The organism is Xylanimonas allomyrinae, from assembly GCF_004135345.1.
GTDB classification, from domain to species: Bacteria; Actinomycetota; Actinomycetes; order Actinomycetales; family Cellulomonadaceae; genus Xylanimonas; species Xylanimonas allomyrinae.
Genome location: NZ_CP035495.1, coordinates 1,559,005 through 1,577,328, shown reverse-complemented (window position 1 = coordinate 1,577,328; position 18,324 = coordinate 1,559,005). Strand labels below are relative to the sequence as shown.

The 18,324-nt window shown below is 75.2% G+C and carries 15 protein-coding genes and 1 pseudogene; 11 read left to right on the top strand and 5 right to left on the bottom strand.

The annotated features are described in order from the left end of the window. Window positions 1–28: 28 nt before the first annotated feature. From ET495_RS07255 to holA, 5 genes and pseudogenes are all read left to right on the top strand, one after another. Window positions 29–970 carry a DegV family protein gene (locus ET495_RS07255; RefSeq protein ID WP_129203829.1) on the top strand — a complete coding sequence of 314 codons (942 nt, stop codon included), beginning with the start codon at window positions 29–31 and terminating at the stop codon, window positions 968–970. A gap of 984 nt (window positions 971–1,954) precedes the next feature. Beyond that, window positions 1,955–2,158: pseudogene (locus ET495_RS18555) on the top strand (SLBB domain-containing protein); the annotation flags it as partial. A 194-nt stretch (window positions 2,159–2,352) separates the two neighbouring features. Then, on the top strand, window positions 2,353–2,490 hold the full coding sequence (locus ET495_RS18545) for a ComEA family DNA-binding protein (RefSeq protein ID WP_245993416.1): 138 nt from the start codon (window positions 2,353–2,355) through the stop codon (window positions 2,488–2,490). Next, window positions 2,487–5,159: a ComEC/Rec2 family competence protein gene (locus tag ET495_RS07245; RefSeq protein ID WP_245993361.1), complete on the top strand. Its 2,673-nt coding sequence runs from the start codon at window positions 2,487–2,489 to the stop codon at window positions 5,157–5,159. Before ET495_RS18545 ends, ET495_RS07245 begins: the two co-directional genes overlap by 4 nt. Before the next feature lie 56 nt (window positions 5,160–5,215). Further along, window positions 5,216–6,244, top strand: coding sequence for a DNA polymerase III subunit delta (gene holA, locus ET495_RS07240; protein WP_245993360.1), 1,029 nt, complete (start codon window positions 5,216–5,218; stop codon window positions 6,242–6,244). 333 nt (window positions 6,245–6,577) lie between these two features. Here holA and rpsT read toward each other — a convergent pair whose 3' ends face one another. The 3 genes from rpsT to ET495_RS17605 form a co-directional block, all read right to left on the bottom strand. Next, complete coding sequence (rpsT, locus tag ET495_RS07235) at window positions 6,578–6,838, bottom strand: 30S ribosomal protein S20 (protein WP_129203827.1); 261 nt, start codon at window positions 6,836–6,838, stop codon at window positions 6,578–6,580. Between the two features lie 176 nt (window positions 6,839–7,014). Further along, entirely contained in the window at window positions 7,015–8,307 is a 1,293-nt protein-coding gene (locus tag ET495_RS07230; protein WP_129203825.1) for an alpha-amylase family protein, read from the bottom strand. Then, a complete protein-coding gene (locus ET495_RS17605) occupies window positions 8,300–8,743 on the bottom strand; it encodes a MarR family winged helix-turn-helix transcriptional regulator (protein ID WP_162616399.1) in 444 nt (147 codons plus the stop codon). Before ET495_RS17605 ends, ET495_RS07230 begins: the two co-directional genes overlap by 8 nt. 73 nt (window positions 8,744–8,816) lie before the next feature. Between ET495_RS17605 and ET495_RS07220 the strand changes: the two genes are divergently transcribed. Continuing rightward, entirely contained in the window at window positions 8,817–10,286 is a 1,470-nt protein-coding gene (locus ET495_RS07220; RefSeq protein ID WP_162616398.1) for an FUSC family protein, read from the top strand. Here the strand turns inward: ET495_RS07220 and ET495_RS07215 are convergent. Continuing rightward, window positions 10,177–10,791 (bottom strand): type II toxin-antitoxin system PemK/MazF family toxin, encoded by a 615-nt coding sequence (locus ET495_RS07215; protein WP_245993359.1) that lies wholly within the window; start codon window positions 10,789–10,791, stop codon window positions 10,177–10,179. The two genes, ET495_RS07220 and ET495_RS07215, sit on opposite strands and share 110 nt — an antisense overlap. A 152-nt stretch (window positions 10,792–10,943) precedes the next feature. Between ET495_RS07215 and ET495_RS07210 the strand changes: the two genes are divergently transcribed. The 3 genes from ET495_RS07210 to ET495_RS07200 are packed head-to-tail and all read left to right on the top strand — an operon-like array spanning window position 10,944 to window position 14,316. Beyond that, window positions 10,944–12,554 carry a circularly permuted type 2 ATP-grasp protein gene (locus tag ET495_RS07210; protein ID WP_129203817.1) on the top strand — a complete coding sequence of 537 codons (1,611 nt, stop codon included), beginning with the start codon at window positions 10,944–10,946 and terminating at the stop codon, window positions 12,552–12,554. Continuing rightward, window positions 12,548–13,480 carry an alpha-E domain-containing protein gene (locus ET495_RS07205; RefSeq protein ID WP_129203815.1) on the top strand — a complete coding sequence of 311 codons (933 nt, stop codon included), beginning with the start codon at window positions 12,548–12,550 and terminating at the stop codon, window positions 13,478–13,480. The genes ET495_RS07210 and ET495_RS07205 overlap by 7 nt, the downstream gene beginning before the upstream one ends. Beyond that, the gene (locus tag ET495_RS07200) at window positions 13,477–14,316 is read left to right on the top strand and encodes a transglutaminase family protein (protein ID WP_129203813.1); all 840 of its coding nucleotides are present in this window, start codon (window positions 13,477–13,479) and stop codon (window positions 14,314–14,316) included. Before ET495_RS07205 ends, ET495_RS07200 begins: the two co-directional genes overlap by 4 nt. 17 nt (window positions 14,317–14,333) lie before the next feature. On the opposite strand, the gene ET495_RS07195 is transcribed toward ET495_RS07200, so the two are convergent. Continuing rightward, the gene (locus tag ET495_RS07195) at window positions 14,334–15,089 is read right to left on the bottom strand and encodes a maleylpyruvate isomerase N-terminal domain-containing protein (protein ID WP_129203811.1); all 756 of its coding nucleotides are present in this window, start codon (window positions 15,087–15,089) and stop codon (window positions 14,334–14,336) included. Between the two features lie 69 nt (window positions 15,090–15,158). Between ET495_RS07195 and lepA the strand changes: the two genes are divergently transcribed. Together lepA and hemW are read left to right on the top strand one after the other, a co-directional pair. Further along, a complete protein-coding gene (gene lepA / locus ET495_RS07190) occupies window positions 15,159–17,048 on the top strand; it encodes a translation elongation factor 4 (protein ID WP_245993358.1) in 1,890 nt (629 codons plus the stop codon). Next, window positions 17,048–18,313 (top strand): radical SAM family heme chaperone HemW, encoded by a 1,266-nt coding sequence (gene hemW / locus ET495_RS07185; protein WP_129203809.1) that lies wholly within the window; start codon window positions 17,048–17,050, stop codon window positions 18,311–18,313. The genes lepA and hemW overlap by 1 nt, the downstream gene beginning before the upstream one ends. The last annotated feature ends 11 nt before the right edge of the window (window positions 18,314–18,324 follow it).

Sequence of the window (18,324 nt, the reverse complement as noted above, 5' to 3'; positions counted from 1 at the left end):
GCGGGTGGCTGGATATGGTGACCGTGCCATGCGCCTGCCTCACCTCCTGACCCACAGCGTCCGCTCAGCTCCGCGCGACGTCGTCGCGGACGACGTCGCCCGACCCGCCGTGCGTGTCGTCACCGACTCGACGGCGTGCCTGCCCCATCACCCCGGCGTCTCGCCCGACGGCGCGGGCAGCGGGCCCGTCGTCGTCCCGCTGCGCGTCATGACGCCCGACGGCGAGCTGCGCGAGGGCGTCGACATCACACCCGCGCAGGTCGCCGAGCGCATCGGTGCCGGGCAGCGGCTGACGACGTCGCAGCCCTCGCCCGAGGACTTCGCCGCGGCATACCGCGCGCTCGCGCAGGACGGGGCGCGCGCCATCGTGTCGGTGCACCTGTCGGGCGCCCTGTCCGGGACGGTCGCCGGCGCGGGGCACGCAGGGCAGCGCGCGATGCTCGCGGTGCGGGCGGTCGACTCGCGTGCCGTCGCGATGGCGCTCGGGTTCGCCGCGCAGGCCGCCGCGCAGTGCGCCGCCGCGGGTGCCGACGCCGAGCACGTCGCCGCCCGCGCCGCAGCCGTCGCGGCATCGAGCCGGACGCTGTTCCTCGTCGACTCGCTCGACCACCTGCGGCGCGGCGGGCGCCTGTCCGCAGGGGCCGCCGCGCTCGGCACGGCCCTCGGCGTGCGGCCCATCCTGGAGATCGACGACGGCGCGGTGCGGCTCGTGCAGCGCGTCCGGACCCGGGCGGCAGCGCTCGAACGCATGCTCGCGCTCGCCGTCGAGCACGCCGACGGGATGCAGCGCGTGGGCGTGGCCGTGCACCACCTCGGTGCGCCCGAGCGTGCCGCAGACGTCGCGTCCCGGCTGCGGGAGCGCCTCGACGCGACGCCCGTCGTCACGCCGGTCAGCGCCGTCCTGGGCACCCACGCGGGGCCGGGCGCGGTGGCCGTCGTGGTGGCGGACCTCGGCGGCCACTCGCACTGACGCCGTCCCCCGCGGGCCGGCCGCCGGGGTTGCGCACAGGCCGCAGCCGGCAGGACCGGCGCCGCCACGGCGCGCCCTAACGTCGCGGCCGTGAGCGAGCACAGGGAGAGCGACGCGTTCGCGGCAGCCCTCGGAAGGCTGCGGGCGGCACGGGCCGACGGCGCTGCCCGCACCGGGGAGCACGAGGGCGGAGCCGGCCTGCCGTGGGACAACGCCGTGACCGGTCGCGCGCCGCGCGCGGCGGGCGCGGTGCAGCAGAGCGGGTCGGGCGCGGTGCCCGTGTCCCCGCCCGACGCGCAGGCGCGACCTCTCCGGGGTGCCGAGCCTGGTGGCCCTGGGGGTGCCTGGACCGGTGGTCCGGCGGGGGCCGGTTCGGGTGACGGCCCTGCGGAGGGCGATCCGGCCGGCGGTCCCGCAGGGGTGGTCGACGGTCTCGCGGGCGTCGGCCTGGCGGGCGATGTCGCTGGGGTTGGCTTGGCTGACGGTCCTGCGGGGGTCGGCACGGCTGGCGGTCTCGCGGGCGCTGGCACGGCGGGCGATCTCGCTGGGGTTGGCTTGGCTGACGGTCCTGCGGGGGTTGGCTTGGCTGACGGTCCTGCTGGGGTCGGCACGGCTGACGGTCTCGCGGGCGCTGGCACGGCGGGCGATGTCGCTGGGGTTGGCGTGGTTGACGGCCTCGCCGGGGTCGGCTCGGCAGGTGACATCGCTGACGCCGGCACGGCGGATGACCTCGCGGACGACCTGCGCTCGCGGCTCGCCGACCGCCGCCAGGCGACCGCCGCCGCGCGGCACGCGGCCGCGGCGTACGCCGCGCTCCAAGGCCACGTCCCCGGCGGCGATGACACCGAGCTTCACAACCCCGGCGCCCGACGCTGGGCGCTGCGACCCCGGGCCGCCGTCGCCGCGGTCTGTGCCGTGCTCCTGCTGGGTGCCGGGCTCGCCGTCGTCGCGCTGTGGCCGCGCGACGACGTCGACGTGCTCGGCATGACCGGTGCCGCGTCCCCGACCCTGGGAGACGCGGCGGGAAACCCCTTCGCGAGCGTCGCCCCGCTGCCGTCGCCCAGCCCGTCGGCCCCCGGCGTCGTGGTCGACGTCGTCGGCCAGGTCCACGCGCCCGGACTGCTCACGTTGCCCGCGGGGGCGCGCGTCGCCGACGCCGTCGCCGCCGCCGGCGGGCCGACCGAGGGCGCGGACCTGAGCGCCGTCAACCTCGCCCGGCTCCTCGTCGACGGTGAGCAGCTGCGCGTGCCGGCCCCGGAGAGGCGGTCGCTCCGGCGCCCGGACCAGCGGCCGCCGCGGACGGGACGAGCGCCCTCGCCGCGCCCGCCGGTCTCGTCAACCTCAACACCGCCGACGCCGCGACGCTCGCCACCCTGCCGGGGATCGGCCCGGCGCTCGCCGCCAGGATCGTCGCCTGGCGTGAGCAGAACGGGGCGTTCGCGTCGGTCGACGAGCTCGACCAGGTGTCCGGTATCGGGCCCGCGATGATGGCCAAGGTCCGCGACCTGGTGACGGTGTGAGGGCGGACCTGCGGCTCGCCCCGGCGGCGCTCGCGGCGTGGGCCGCCGCGTGGACGCTCACAGGCGCGGCAGCCCCGCCCCGGGCCGCGTCGTCGACCGTCGTCGCCGCGAGCGCCGGGGCCTTGCTCGCGCTGCTGACCCTGGGGTGGCGACGCCTGCGCCTCGCGTCGCCCCGGGGCCACGGTGAACCCCAGCCGCCGCGGGGTCGCGGTGAGCGTCAGCCGCCGCGGGCGACCGCCGCCCGTGCGCGGCCTGCGCGCGCGGTGGACCGGTGGCCGCGCATCCTCGCGGCCCTCGCGGCGTCCAGGCGGGGCCAGGCCGCGCCACGACTCGGGTGGCGCTCGGGAACCGGTGCCGCGCACGTCCTGCTCGCCCTCGGCGCCGTCGCCGCCGTCGCGCTCTCGGCCCACGTCGACACCACGACGCGCGCCCCGCTGGCCTTGCTCGCGACCGAGCACGCCGACGCCGTCCTCCACGGGCGGGTCGTCACCGACCCTGCCCCGGCGTCGTTCGGGACGGGGCAGCGCTGGGAGCTGGCCGCCGACTCGCTCACGGCGCGCGCCGTGACGACCTCGGTGCGAGGCCGCATCGAGGTCACGACGCCGACGGCCCCGCCGTACGGGGCGCGCGTCGTCGTACGCGCGCGGCTCTCGCCCGCCCGGCCGGGTGATGCGGCGGCCGCGCGCGCCACGGGCGACGCGGCGCAGGTCACCCGCGCGCCACCTGCCGTCGTCCGGGTGACGAACGCGATGCGTGCGGCGCTGCGCGACGTCACCGCGGACCTGTCGCCCCAGGCGCAAGGGCTCGTGCCGGGGATCGCCGTCGGGGACACCTCTCGGCTGCCGCCCGACCTGGCGGACGCGTTCCGGGCGACAGGGCTCACACACCTGACGGCCGTCTCGGGCGGGCACTTCGCGATCGTGCTCGCGCTCGTCACGGCGCTCGCCGGGGCCGTGCGTGCCCCTCGCGCCGCACGGGTGGCGCTCGTGGCCGTGGTCGCGGCCGCGTTCGTCCTCCTCGTGCGCCCCGACCCGAGCGTGCAGCGCGCCGCGGCGATGTGTGCGGTCACGCTGCTGGGCCTGGTCCTGGGCCGGCCCGCCGCGTCGGTGCCGTCGCTCGCCGTGTGCGTCGTCGCGCTGCTGTGCGCCGACCCGTGGCTCGCGCGATCGTTCGGGTTCGCGCTCTCGTGTGCGGCGACGGCCGGGCTCGTGCTGCTCGCCCCGGCCCTCGTGCGCCGGCTGACGCCGTGGCTGGGCCGGGCCGGCGCGTTCGCGCTCGCGGTCCCGGTCGCGGCCCAGGCGGCGTGCGGCCCCGTGCTCGTGCTGCTCTCGCCCGGCCTCCCGACGACGTCGGTGCTCGCCAACCTGCTCGCCGCTCCCGCGGTCGCTCCCGCGACGTTGCTGGGCCTCGGCGCGACCGTCATCGGCCCCGGGTGGCCCGCGGCGGCGCGCGTGCTCGCCTGGCTCGCCGGAGGCGCGACCTGGTGGATCGCCGCGGTCGCTCGATGGTGCGCGGCCCTGCCCGGGGCGGCGCTGCCCTGGCCGGGTGGCCCGCCCGGGGCGTTCGCGATGCTCGCGGCGACGGTTGCGGCGTTCGTGCTCGTCCTGCGTCGCGAGCCGGCCGAGGGCTGGGCGTGGACCGAGATCGGGCGCCGCACGTGGCGCCGTGCGCGGACGTCGGGGCGCGCGACGTTCGCCCGCTGTCGGCGTGGCGTGGCGACGCACCACGACCGGCGCGTCGCCACCGCCGTCTGCGGTGCTGCCCTGGCCCTCGTGCTCCTGGCGGTCGCCGCAACGACGGCGTTCGTGCGCGCGCTGCCCGTGCGCGGCTCGGTGCCCGCGGACTGGCAGGTCGTGGCCTGTGACGTCGGGCAGGGTGACGCGCTCGCCGTCCGCACGGGCCCGGCGTCGGCGATCGTCGTCGACACCGGGCCCCCGGGTGACGCCGCAGGGCATTGCCTCGACCGGTTGGGGGTCACGCGGGTCGACCTGCTGGTTCTCACGCACGACCACCTCGACCACGTCGGCGGGCTCGCCGGCGTCCTCGCCGGGCGCCGTGTGCGCGCCGCGTGGGTCTCGCCGCTCGACGAGCCGGCCGCCAACGCGCGCCGCGCGGCGGGCGCCCTGGAGGCCGCCGGCCTGGCACCTGCCGTGCCGGTCGTGGGGGACGGCGGCACGGTGGGGGAGGGCCCGTGGGCCGTGGGCGTCCGGGTGCTCGGCACGGGCACCGCCAGCGGGAGCCGGCCGGCCGGCGTGGCAAGCGGGTCGGCCGAGGGCGACGGCGTCAACGACGCCTCGCTCGCGCTCGACCTCACCTCGCGCGGCCCCGGAGGCACGATCGACGTGGTTGCGCTCGGCGACCTGGAGGAGCCCGGGCAGGAGGCGCTCCTCGCGGCGCTGAGGGCGACCGGCCCGCCCGGCGTGACCGACGGCGTCGACGTCGTCAAGGTGGCGCACCACGGGTCGGCGTCTCAGTCCGCGGGGCTCGCCCGCCTGCTGCACCCGCGCGTCGCGCTCGTCAGCGTCGGGGCGGGCAACACCTACGGGCATCCCACCGACCGCATGCTCGCCCTGTATGCGGCCGTGGGCGCCACCACCGTACGGACCGACGAGTGCGGGTCGGCCGTGCTGGTGGCACGTCACGGCAGGCTGGCGCTGGCGTGCGGATGAGGCGTGCGGCGCGCGCGCCCGCCGGGTCGGTCGGTGGCGCGTGGCAGAGTGGGCGCGTGCCTCCCGCTGCCCGCGCCCGGTCCGGCGCCCGCCCTCGTCCCGGCAACGTCCGCTCGTGGGACGAGCCCACGCTCGCCCCCCTCGTGCTGGTGCGCGGCCCCGAGGAGCTGCTGCGTGAGCGGGCGGTCGAGGGGATCGTCGGCCTCGCCCGCGAGCGCGACCCCCAGACGGAGAAGGCCCAGCTCGACGGGCCGACGTACGGCGCCGGGCAGCTCCAGGTCGCGGCGAGCCCGTCGTTGTTCGGGGAGGCCAAGGTCGTCGTCCTCGCCGGTGCGGACGCGGGCACCGACGAGATGTACGCGGACGTGCTGGCGTACGCGGCGAACCCCGACCACGAGACGACGGTCGTGGTCGTGCACGGCAGCGGGCAGCGCGGCAAGAAGATGCTCGACACGATCGTCGCGTCGGGTGCCCCGGTGCTCCAGTGCGACGCCGTGACGCGCGACGCGGAGAAGGCGGAGTTCGTGGCCCGAGAGCTGCGCGCGGCTCGCCGCCGTGCCGAGCCGGAGGCCGTGCGCGCCCTCGTGGACGCGCTGGGCACCGACCTGCGCGAGCTCGCCTCGGCGGTCGCCCAGCTCGTGGCCGACACGACCGGGACGCTCACCACCGGCGTCGTCGACCGGTACTACGGCGGGCGCGTCGAGGCGACGGGCTTCAAGGTCGCCGACGCCGCGGTCGCGGGTGACGCCGGCGGCGCCGTCGCGCTCCTGCGGCACGCGCTGGCGACGGGCGCCGACCCGGTGCCGCTGGTCGCGGCGCTCGCGCTGCGGCTGCGCACCCTGGCCAAGGTTGCGGCGCTGCGCGGCGGCGCGGTCACGGCGCGCGAGCTCGGCCTGCAGGACTGGCAGGTCCGCAACGCGCAGAAGGATCTCCAGCGCTGGACGCCGGAGGGGCTCGCGAGGGCGATCACCGCCGTCGCGCAGGCGGACGCCGAGGTCAAGGGCGCCGGCCGCGACCCGGTCTACGCGGTCGAGACGGCCGTCCTGGCCATCGCCGCCGCCGCACGCCCCGCAGCCGTTCGCTGACCGTTCCTCGCCCCCACCGGCGCACGCGACACCGCGCGCGCCCGCCTACCGCGCCTCCCTGCCCACCGCGCCCGCCTTCCCGGTGAGCGTCCGGACGTCGCGCGCGCTCACGCCAACGCCCGCACGCCCGCGCCCGCCCGCGCGGCGGCGTGCCGTGTGCCGGTGCGGTCCCGTCGCGCGCGTCGCGACGACCTCTCGCCACGACTGGTTGTCACGACCTGCAGCCACAACCGCGCGAGTCGCGGTCGCTGCCGGTCCGGGCGAGCGCGACGGCAAGGGCGCCGCCTCCCCTGCGGGAGGCGGCGCCCTGTGTGGTGCCTGTGCCAGGTGGGCTCAGAGAGCGTTGGCCAGCTTCGCGATGGCCGACTTGCGGTTCGCGGCCTGGTTCGCGTGGATGACGCCCTTCGAGACGGCCTTGTCGAGCTTGCGCGACGCAGCGGCGACAGCGGTGGTCGCGGCCTCCTTGTCGCCGGCGGCGACGGCCTCGCGCACGCGGCGCACGTACGTCTTGAGCTCCGACTTGACGGCCTTGTTGCGCAGACGAGCCTTCTCGTTCGTCTTGATGCGCTTGATCTGGGACTTGATGTTTGCCACTGGTGGACTTTCTGGTGTGTTCGCCTGCCAGCGAGGTGACAGCACGAGCGGATAGGTCGTAGAGGGCGGCCACAGCTCCGGGACTGGGGGTGGGGAACCCTTGGAGAGGAACTGAGGCGGTGTCCGCCGACCTGGGCGGACACGCAACCACCAAGAGTAACAGAGGCTGTCGCCCCTCAGCGCAGCGAGGCGATCCGCCAGCCGTGCGGTGCGACGGAGTCACCCGTGTGCTGCGAGCCGTCGTCCTGGTCGAGCACGTCGCCCGCCCCGCTCGGCACGGCGACGTCGGAGAGGTTGAGGGTCACGCTGAGCGCATGCCCGCCGTGCGCGACCTCGAGGATCGTGTGGTCGTTGCTCAGCTGCGTCGGCGTGGCGGTGGCCCGGTGCAGCCACGGGTGGCGCCGGCGCAGGCCGAGGAGCCGCTGGTGCAGCCGGAACAGCCCCTGGTCTGCGCCGGCGAGGTCCGCCGGGGTGGCCGGGAAGGCGGGCCGGATGGCGTCGTCGCCGTGGGGGCGGTCCTCCTTGACGCCGCGCAGCCCGTACTCGTCGCCCGCGTAGACGGTGGGGGTCCCGCCGAGCACCGCGAGCAGCACGACGGCGTGCGGCAGGTGGCGTGCGTCGTCGAGCCGGCTGGCGATGCGGGTGACGTCGTGGTTGCCGATGAAGGTCGACGGCGCGAACGTCGCGAGCAGCTCGTCGTGGCGGCTGAGCGTCCAGGCGAGCTCGTGGAGGTTGCGGTCGTTGATCGACGACCAGACGGCCTTCCACAGCTCGTACTGCGTGCACGTGTCGACGCTGCTCGCCTGCACGAACGCGGCGTAGTCGCCGTGGATGACCTCGGCCTCGAACCATGCCTGCGGGTGCGTGCGGCGCACCTGCGGCAGTACCTGCGCCCAGAAGGTGGTGGGCGTCGCGTAGGCGGCGTCGAGGCGCCACGCGTCGGCGCCGCGGTCGAGCCAGTGCCGCATGACGTCGGCGACGAGCCGCTGCACGTCGGGGTTGGCGTGGTTCAGCGTCAGCAGGATGTCGTGACCCTCGAAGGGCACGAACCCGCCGTCGGCCCCGGGGGCGAGCCACTGCCCGGCGGGGCTGTCCGGCCCGTCGCGCAGTGCGGCCTGGGCGATCGGGTGCGCGCTGCCCACGTGGTTGAACACGCCGTCGAGCTGCACCTTGAGGCCGCGTGCGTGCGCCTGGGCGACGAGCTCGTCGAAGTCGTGCTCGTCGCCCAGGCGGGGGTCGATCCGGTAGTGGTCGACGGTGTCGTAGCCGTGGCTGGTGGAGGCGAAGAGCGGACCGAGAGCGATCCCGGACGCTCCCAGCTCGGTGACGTGGTCGAGCCACGGGATGATCCGGCGCAGCCGGTGCTCGTCGGCGGCCGGGGCGACGGCGGCGGGGTAGGCGCCGGTGAACCCGAGCGGGTACAGGCGCCACCAGATCGCGTGGGCGGCCCAGTCGGGGGTGTCAGTCACGGGGATCGTCTCCTTCGAGCCGGCCGAGGATCTCGGCGGCTTCGGCGAGCGTGCGGAGGTCGTCGGTGTCGAGGTGCGCGAGCGCGCCGCGCAGCCACTCGTCGCGGGCGCGCATGTCGGCGTCGAACGCGCTGCGGCCCGCGGGCGTCAGCCGCAGCACGCTGCGCCTGCCGTCCGCGGGGTCGGCCGAGCGTGCGATGAGGCCGTCGGCCTCGAGCTCGGCGAGGGGGCGGGTCAGGGACTGCGGTTGCTGCCATTCCTCGGCGCTGATGCGCGACGGCGTGCTCGCGTCGTTGCGCGCGAGGTGGCCGAGGATCGCGATCTTGTTGGTGCTCAGCGCGGAGCGGTCGCGCGCGGCTCGCAGTCGTCGCGCCGTCCGCAGGACGGCGAACCGTACGAGCGGGGCGACGTCGCCAGGGCTGGTTCGCGCATCCACAAGTATTACGCTATCACTTAGTATCTCGACGGCGCGCGGGCACCGCCGGTCCACCACGCGGAGGCACGGACGCATGACCACCACAGCCCCGACCCGTCCCGTCCGGCCGATCCGCGAGAGCGCGACGCTGGCAGTCGGAACGATGGTCGTCGTCCTGCCCACCCTGTGGTCCATGCTCCAGCTCGGAACGTGGTGGGCACCGCCTCGCGGCGCGGTCGTGTTCGCCGTCGTGCTCGCGTTCTCGCTGCCCAGGGGCCTCGGCCCCGCACGCGGGCGGGCTCTGCCCCTGGCGGTCGCGTCGTTCGGCCTCGGCGTGGCCGTGGCCGTCTGCTGCGGCATCCTGCTGGCCGACGGCGGACGCGCGCGCGCCGTCGGCGCCGGGCTGTTCGCGCTCGCGGTGGCGGTACCGGTCTGGCTGCGGAGGTTCGGTGCGGTGTGGCAGGCGGCGGGGGCGGCGACGACCCTGCCGCTCGCGGCCGTCCTGGTGGTCTCGGCCGCGCTCGAGCCCTCCTCGTCGTTCCTGGGCTGGGCGCTGGTCGCAGCGGGCGTCGCCCTCGCATGGACGCTGGCCGTGCGGAGCCTGCGCCCGCCGGCGACCAGCGCACGGCCGACCAGCGCACGGCCGACCTCGCAGCGGTCGGCCCCGCGCAGGCCGGCCCGCACGCCGCGAGCGAGCACGCGTCTGGCCGTCCAGGCCGGTGTCGCGGTCGCCGTCGCGTTCGCGGCCGCGCAGTGGGTGGACCCGGCGCACGTCGTGTGGCCGGTGATGACCGCGCTCATCGTCCACAGCGCCAACCGGGGTCGCGGCGATGTGCTCTGGAAGGGTGTGCAGCGCGTCGCCGGTGCGCTGGCCGGGACGGCCGTCGCGACCCTCCTGGGGACCACGGCGGGGGACCGCACGGCCCTCGCCCTGCTCTTCGCGATCCTCGCGCTCGCCGCGGCCCTGCGCCCGCACGGGCACGTGTTCTGGGCGTTCGGCGTCACGGCCGCGCTCAGCCTGTTCTACGGCTTCCTCGGGCAGGCCGGCCCGCACCTGCTGCAGCAGCGCCTGCTGGGCGTCGTGCTCGGCGGTGTCGTCGCCGTTGCCTGTGCCTGGATCGTGCTGCCGGTGCGGACCTGCGACGTGACCCGGTCGCGCGTGGCGCGCCTGGCCGCAGCGGCGCGCGAGGTGCTCGCCGCCGCCGCGCGGGGGAGGCGTCGGCGCAGCCCGCGCAGCGGCTCGCGGCAGCCGACGGCGAGCTGGAACTGCTCGACGGCACCGTGCGGGCGGCCCGCATCCTCGGCGTCGGCCGCGCCCGGCGGCTCGCCACCGTGGTCGACGACGCCCACGCCCTCGCACGCGACGTGCTCGCCGTGCCGGAGCGGGCCGGCTCGGCCTCGTTGCGGCGTCGCTGTGCGGCCGTGGACGCCGCGGCCCGCGCGCTGGGCTGACGTCAGCCCAGCGCGTCGTTCATCGCGGCGACGACGCGCCGGAACACCGGCTCGGGCAGCACCGCGCCGATGCGGCGCACCGCCACGGGGTCGATCCGGATCACCCGGTTGAGCCGGACCTCGGAGGGTCGCCCCTGCGTGTCCCAGGCGCCGGTGCCGATGTCCATCCAGAGCCTGCCCGCGCGGGCCTCCTGCGCGGCGTCGCGGTCGTGGTCCTTCGACGTGAGCTGGAGCGCGAGCAGCCAGCTCCCGTCGCGGCCGACCAGCAGCACCGGCCGGTCCTTGCCCTGGGCCGGATCCTCCTCGAACGGCACGCGGGTCCACACGATCTCGCCCGGGTCGGGCGCTCCGTCGAGGCGGGGCGCGTACTGCGCGCGCACCGTCCCGAGGTAGTCGCCGGGGTAGGCGGTGCCCGCCGCGGCGGTGCCGGACGACGTGGGCCTGGGCCGCGTCGTCGTCGCGGAAGGCCGTGCGGTGCGACCGCCGGGCGTGCCGCCGTCGCGGGCGGGCCGGGCGGCCACGCCGGCGCCGCGCCCCGCGGTGGGCGTGCGCTTACGGCTGCCCGACAGCGCAGCGCGCGCGACGTCCACCAGCACGTTGACCCATCTGTTCGCCACGGCGCCCAGACTACGGCCGCGGCCGGTTGCGCGACGGCGCGTCTCGAAGTTCCGCCGGGGCACGGCGGTGGACGGCACCTGGCGCCGTGTCGTCATCTTCTCGAAACATGGACGGAACCCACAGGCCACAGAACGCGCCGTACCGTGCGCCCATGGCGGACCTGTTCGACGATTACGCACTCGGCGCGGCATATGACGAGATGCTCGACCGTGACCGTGGCGTGCGCCCGCGCTATGCGCCCGTGCACGGCACCCTGGCCAGCCTGACGGCCTCCGAGGTCGCCGCACGCGCGGACGCCCTCGCCCGCTCCTATCTCGCCCAGGGCGTGACCTTCGACTTCGCGGGAGAGGAGCGGCCCTTCCCGCTCGACGTCGTCCCGCGCGTCGTCGAGCCTGCCGAGTGGGATGTCGTGGCCCGCGGCGTCGCCCAGCGGGTGCGGGCGCTGGAGGCGTTCCTGGCTGACGTGTACGGCCCCCAGCAGGCGGTCCAGGACGGCGTGGTGCCCCTGCGGCTGATCCTGTCGAGCGCGGAGTTCAAGCGGGCCGCGCACGGCATCGAGCCTCCGAACGGTGTGCGGTGCCACGTCGCGGGCATCGATATCGTTCGCGACGAGTCCGGCGAGTTCCGCGTGCTGGAGGACAACGTGCGCGTCCCGTCGGGCGTCAGCTACGTCGTGTCCAACCGGCAGGCCATGGTGCGCTCCTTCCCCGAGCTCTTCTCCTCGATGCGGGTGCGGCCCGTGGTCGACTACCCGCAGCGGCTCCTGGCCGCGCTGGTGGCGGCGGCACCCGAGGGCGTGCCGGACCCGACCGTCGTCGTGCTCACCCCGGGCGTCTACAACTCGGCCTACTACGAGCACGCGCTGCTCGCGCGGCTCATGGGCGTCGAGCTCGTCGAGGGGCGCGACCTGTTCTGCGCGTCCGGGCACGTGTTCATGCGGACCACGCAGGGGCCGCGCCGCGTCGACGTCATCTACCGCCGGGTCGACGACGACTTCCTCGACCCCGTGCAGTTCCGGGCCGACTCCGTGCTGGGCGTGCCCGGCCTGGTCGGCTGCGCACGGCGCGGGCAGGTCACGCTCGCCAACGCGATCGGCAACGGCGTCGCGGACGACAAGCTCGTCTACACCTACGTGCCCGACCTCGTGCGGTACTACCTCGGGGAGGAGCCCGTCCTGAAGAACGTGGACACCTGGCGGCTCCAGGAGCCGGAGGCGCTCGCGGAGGTGCTCGACCGCCTCGACGAGCTGGTCGTCAAGCCGGTCGACGGCTCGGGCGGCAAGGGCATCGTCGTCGGCCCGGCGGCGAGCAGGGCCGAGCTCGACGAGCTGCGCACGCGCCTGGTCGCCGACCCGCGCGGCTGGATCGCGCAGCCGGTCGTCCAGCTCTCGACGGCGCCGACGTTCGTCGACGGCGGGTTCCGCCCGCGCCACATCGACCTGCGGCCGTTCGCGGTCAACGACGGCGACGACGTGTGGGTGCTGCCGGGTGGACTGACGCGCGTCGCGCTGCCCGAGGGGCAGCTCGTCGTCAACAGCTCGCAGGGGGGCGGCTCGAAGGACACCTGGGTGGTCGAGGGCCGTCCGCGCACGCGCCGCGCCGAGGCCGAGGCCGCGACGCCGACGGGCAGGCCGGCTCACCCCGCGGGTGCGACGGCGGCCGGGGTGCCGCTGACGACCAACCCGGCGGACCTGCGGTCGAGCCAGCAGCAGCAACAACAGCAACAGTCCTTCTTCGAACCATCGGGAGCCGTCACGTGCTGAGCCGCATCGCCGAGTCGCTGTTCTGGATCGGCCGTTACGTCGAACGGGCCGACGTCACGGCGCGCATCCTCGACGTCCACGTCCAGCGGCTCTCGGAGGACCCGTTCGCCGACGAGCAGCTCGCGTGCCGGTCGCTGCTGGCGATCATGGACCACCCGGCGCCGCCGTCGGAGGAGATCGTGGACCGCGACCTGGTGGTGCGGCTGCTGTCGCGCGACCGCGCAAACCCGTCGTCGATCACCGGATCGCTCGTCTCGGCCAGGGAGAACGCGCGGCGGGCACGCGAGATCGTCTCGACCGAGCTGTGGGAGTGCCTGAACACGACCCGCAACGAGGTCTCGACGATGGCGCTGTCCTTGATCCCGCACGACTTCTTCCAGTGGGTGCGCCAGCGCGCCGCCGTCGTCGCGGGGATCATGGACTCGGCCACGAGCCGCGACGCGACGTGGCACTTCATGATCCTGGGCCGGTCGATCGAGCGGGCCGACATGACGGCTCGCCTCGTCGCCACCCACGCACGCCTGGGCGCGGCAGGCCCGGGCTGGACCACGCTGCTGCGCTCGTGCGGCGCGCACGAGGCCTACCTGCGCGCCCACCGCGGGCGAGCCGACGACGACCGTGCGGCGGGATTCCTGCTGCGCGACCCGCTGTTCCCGCGCTCGATCGTCGCGGCACTCACGCAGGCCGACGCCGCGCTGCGCGACCTCGGCCCCTCCGAACCGTCGCGAGGCGCGGGGGACGAGGCGAGGCGCGAGCTCGGCATCGTGCGCACCGAGCTGGAGTACGCACGGCTCGAGCTCTTGCTCGACGAGCTGCCCGAGGTGCTCGAGCGCGTCCAGCTGGCGTGCTCGCAGGCGAGCGACGCCGTCAAGGCGAGGTACTTCCCGGCCGCGGCGACGACGGCCTGGGTGGGGGAGGCACTGTGAGCGTCCTGCGTGTGGTCCACACGACCCGGTTCGACTACGGCGGTGCGGTGCGCGCCTCGTACAACGAGGCGCGCATGCGCCCGGTCGCCGACGAGCGCCAGCACGTGCGCAGCACCCGCGTCGACGTCCACCCGCACACCTGGACCGACGAGTACGTCGACTACTGGGGCACGGCGGTCACGGCGTTCGAGATGCTCAGCGCCCACGAGCGGCTGACCATCGTGGCGTCGTCCGTCGTCGAGCGGGGGCCCGCTCCGGCGCCGACGCCCGACCGCTCGTGGGCGGACCTGGGCGAGGAGGCCGTCCTCGACGCCCACGCGGCGTTCCTGTCGCCGACCGCCACCACGGACGTGCCCGACGACGTCGCCGAGCTCGCGCTCGAGGCGGCGGGCGGCCTGGCCCCGGCGGCCGCGGCCGAGGCGGTGTGCCTGGCCGTGCGCGACCGGCTCGAGTACGTGCCGGGCGTGACGGCCGTGCACTCCCCGGCCGCCGAGGCGTGGGCCGCGCGCAAGGGCGTGTGCCAGGACATGGCGCACCTGGCGATCGGCGCCCTGCGCAGCGTGGGGATCCCGGCCCGGTACGTGTCGGGGTACCTGCACCCGCTGAGCGACGCTGGGATCGGGGAGACGGTCCGCGGCGACTCGCATGCGTGGCTGGAGTTCTGGACGGGCTCGTGGACGGGCTATGACCCCACCAACCGGCGGTTCGTGAGCACCGACCACGTCGTGGTCGCGCGCGGGCGCGAGTACGGCGACGTGCCGCCGCTCAAGGGTGTGTACGCCGGGCCCGGGCCCAGCGTCCTGCAGGTCGAGGTGCAGGTCACCCGGCTCGGGTGAGGGCCGTGGGGCCCGGGTCAGGGGGTGACGCCCGCGGCGAGCGCCGCGCTCAGCGCTCCCGCGTCGCCGTCGACGACGACGCTGCCGGCCGCGAGCGGCACCCGGCCCCACAGCAGCAGGTCGAGCGCGCGGGCGTCGCCCGTCACGGTGACGGCGGGCCGGTCGGACGGCGTGCGCCCGTCCTCGTGCGCGCCGAGCACCCAGGTGCGTCCGGAGTCGATGTCGTACAGCGCGACGGTCCGCTCCAGCGGCGAGGTGCGCCCCAGGTGCGTCTGCCGGGGCTGGAACATCGTGACGACCTCGTCCACGCCGTCGGCCCACAGGTCGGTGTCGAGCGCGACGAGGCTGTCGAGCACGTCGGGAGTCCAGGCACCCGCTCGGGCCGCGGCGAGGTCGCCGAGGTGGACGAGCGTCTCGTGGGTCTGGCGCCGGAACCAGAACGACGTCGTCCCGCGTCCCACCAGCGTGCGAGCGGGGCCGTCGGGCCCGGCGTCGGTGAGCGTCGCGCGCAGCGCGGCGGCGTGGCTCGCGTAGAGCGCGGCGAGCTCGCCGGGGCGCAGCCCGGGGTCGGCGACGAGGGTGATGTCACGGGTGGGGTCGCCGACGGCCATGCCGGCGGCCCAGTGATGCACCCCCGCCAGGTGCAGTACGAGGTCGCGCACGCGCCAGCCACCGAGTCCGGGCACCGCCGTGGCGGGGTCGGTCGCGGCGGTGAGGGTGGTGAACGCGTCCTGGAGGCGGCTGAGGTGCGCGAGCAGCGCTGCAGGCGTCATAACAGCACGCTATCGGCGGTCACGCCTGTTGCGCAGCATGGGAGAATGTCGGGGCCTACGAATCCGTCCATGAGAAGCGAGTACGCGTTGCCCATTCCCGGACCTGATCTCCGTGCGCGCATCGAGCCCAACGCGACCGCGCCCGAGCTGATCCGCAACTTCTGCATCATCGCGCACATCGACCACGGCAAGTCCACGCTGGCCGACCGCATGCTGCAGCTCACGGGCGTCGTCGAGGCGCGCGCGATGCGCGCCCAGTACCTCGACCGCATGGACATCGAGCGCGAGCGCGGCATCACGATCAAGTCGCAGGCCGTCCGCATGCCCTGGCAGGTGGGCGACACCCCGTACGCGCTCAACATGATCGACACGCCCGGCCACGTCGACTTCACCTACGAGGTCTCGCGCTCGCTGGCCGCGTGCGAGGGTGCCGTGCTCCTGGTGGACGCCGCGCAGGGCATCGAGGCGCAGACCCTCGCCAACCTGTACCTGGCGATGGAGAACGACCTCGAGATCATCCCGGTGCTCAACAAGATCGACCTGCCGGCCGCGCAGCCCGAGAAGTACGCCGAGGAGATCGGCGGCCTCGTCGGCGTCGACCCGGAGTCGGTGCTGCGGGTCTCCGGCAAGACCGGCGAGGGTGTCGAGCCGCTGCTCGACCGCATCGTCGAGCGCATCCCCGCGCCGGTCGGAGACGCCGACGCCGCGGCCCGCGCGATGATCTTCGACTCGGTGTACGACATCTACCGCGGCGTCGTCACCTACGTGCGGGTCGTGGACGGCAACCTCAACCCGCGCGAGCGCATCGCGATGATGTCGACGGGCGCGACCCACGAGCTGCTGGAGATCGGCGTCATCTCGCCCGAGCCGATCCCCACCAAGGGCATCGGCGTCGGCGAGGTCGGCTACCTCATCACGGGCGTCAAGGACGTGCGGCAGTCGAAGGTGGGCGACACCGTCACCACGCAGGCCAAGCCGGCCACGGTGGCGCTCGGCGGGTACGAGGACCCCAAGCCCATGGTGTTCTCGGGCCTGTACCCCATCGACGGCTCCGACTACCCCGCGCTGCGCGAGGCGCTGGACAAGCTCAAGCTCAACGACGCCGCGCTGAACTACGAGCCCGAGACGTCGGTGGCCCTGGGGTTCGGGTTCCGCGTCGGGTTCCTGGGCCTGCTGCACCTGGAGATCGTGCGCGAGCGCCTGGAGCGGGAGTTCAACCTCGACCTCATCTCGACGGCCCCCAACGTGATCTACGACGTCGACCTGGAGGACCGCACGACGGTCCTGGTGACGAACCCGAGCGAGTTCCCCGGCGGCAAGATCCGGGAGGTGCGCGAGCCCGTGGTGCGGGCGACGGTCCTGACGCCGAGCGAGTTCGTGGGCACCGTCATGGGTCTGTGCACGGACCGTCGCGGCAGCCTGCTCGGGATGGACTACCTCTCGGAGGACCGCGTCGAGCTGCGCTACACCCTCCCGCTGGCCGAGATCGTGTTCGACTTCTTCGACCAGCTCAAGTCCCGCACGCGCGGCTACGCGTCGCTCGACTACGAGCCCACGGGCGAGCAGGCCGCCGATCTCGTCAAGGTCGACATCCTGCTCCAGGGCGACAAGGTCGACGCGTTCTCCGCGATCGTCCACAAGGACAAGGCGTACGACTACGGCGTGCGGATGACGGAGAAGCTCAAGGAGCTCATCCCTCGCCAGCAGTTCGAGGTGCCCATCCAGGCGGCCGTCGGGGCTCGCGTCATCGCCCGCGAGACGATCCGGGCGATGCGCAAGGACGTGCTCGCCAAGTGCTACGGCGGCGACATCTCCCGCAAGCGCAAGCTGCTGGAGAAGCAGAAGGAGGGCAAGAAGCGCATGAAGACCATCGGGTCCGTCGAGGTCCCGAAGGACGCCTTCATCGCCGCCCTGTCCTCCGACGCCGGCGGCGGCAAGGACGCCAAGGCGAAGAAGTAGTGCCGCAGCTCCCCGAGGGCGTCCCGGTACCCGACGACGGTGCGCTGCCCACGTGGGCGGGCAACCCGCGCGGGCGTTTCGGCGTGTACGTCCACGTCCCGTTCTGCTCGGTGCGGTGCGGGTACTGCGACTTCAACACCTACACCGCGTCCGAGCTGGGCGGCGGCGCGTCGCAGCACGCCTACGCGACGACGGCGCTGCGCGAGGTCGGCCTCGCGAGCCGCGTGCTGGAGGGTGCGGGGCTTGCCGGGCGGCCCGTCTCGACGGTGTTCTTCGGCGGCGGCACGCCCACGATGCTCCCGGCGTCGGACCTGGTGCGGATCCTGCGCGGGGTGCGCGAGACCCTGTCGCAGGGGGCGCTGGCCCCCGGCGCGGAGGTGACCACGGAGGCCAACCCCGACTCGGTCACCCCGCAGTCGCTGCGCGAGCTGGCCGACGGGGGCTTCACGCGCGTGTCGTTCGGCATGCAGTCGGCCGTGCCGTCGGTGCTCGCGACACTCGAGCGCACGCACGACCCGCGGCGCATCCCCGAGGTCGTGCGCTGGGCGCGTGACGCGGGGCTCGACGTGAGCCTCGACCTGATCTACGGAACTCCGGGGGAGACCCTGGACGACTGGCGGGCCTCGATCGAGACCGTGCTCGCGACAGGCGTCGAGCACGTCTCGGCGTACGCCCTCGTCGTCGAACCGGGCACGAAGATGGGTGCGCAGGTGCGCCGCGGCGTGCTGCCGCTGCCCGACGAGGACGACCAGGCCACCAAGTACGAGCTCGCCGACGCGTTGCTGACCGACGCGGGGCTGCGCTGGTACGAGGTGAGCAACTGGTCCGTACCGGGGCGCGAGTGCCGCCACAACCTCGCCTACTGGCGTGGCCACGACTGGTGGGGCATCGGTCCGGGAGCGCACAGCTATGTCGCCGCGGCGGGCGGGGCCGAGGGGCATGCCGGCGTGCGCTGGTGGAACGTCAAGCACCCGCGCCGCTACGCCGCGCTGCTGGAGGAGGGCCGCACGCCGGGCGCGGCTCGCGAGCTGCTCACGCGAGCCGACGGCGAGCTGGAGCGCGTCATGCTCGGCGTCCGGCTGCGCGAGGGTCTGCCGATCGGTGGGCTCGCGCCAGCGGCCCGCAGCGCCGTCGCCGGGCTCGTGGCGCGCGGACTGCTGGACGGGCGGGCCGCGCTCGGGGCCGACGGTGAGCCGCGGCGCGCGCTGCTGACGCTGCGCGGCCGCCTGCTGGCCGACGCCGTCGTGCGGGACCTGACCGACTGACGCGGCTCCGC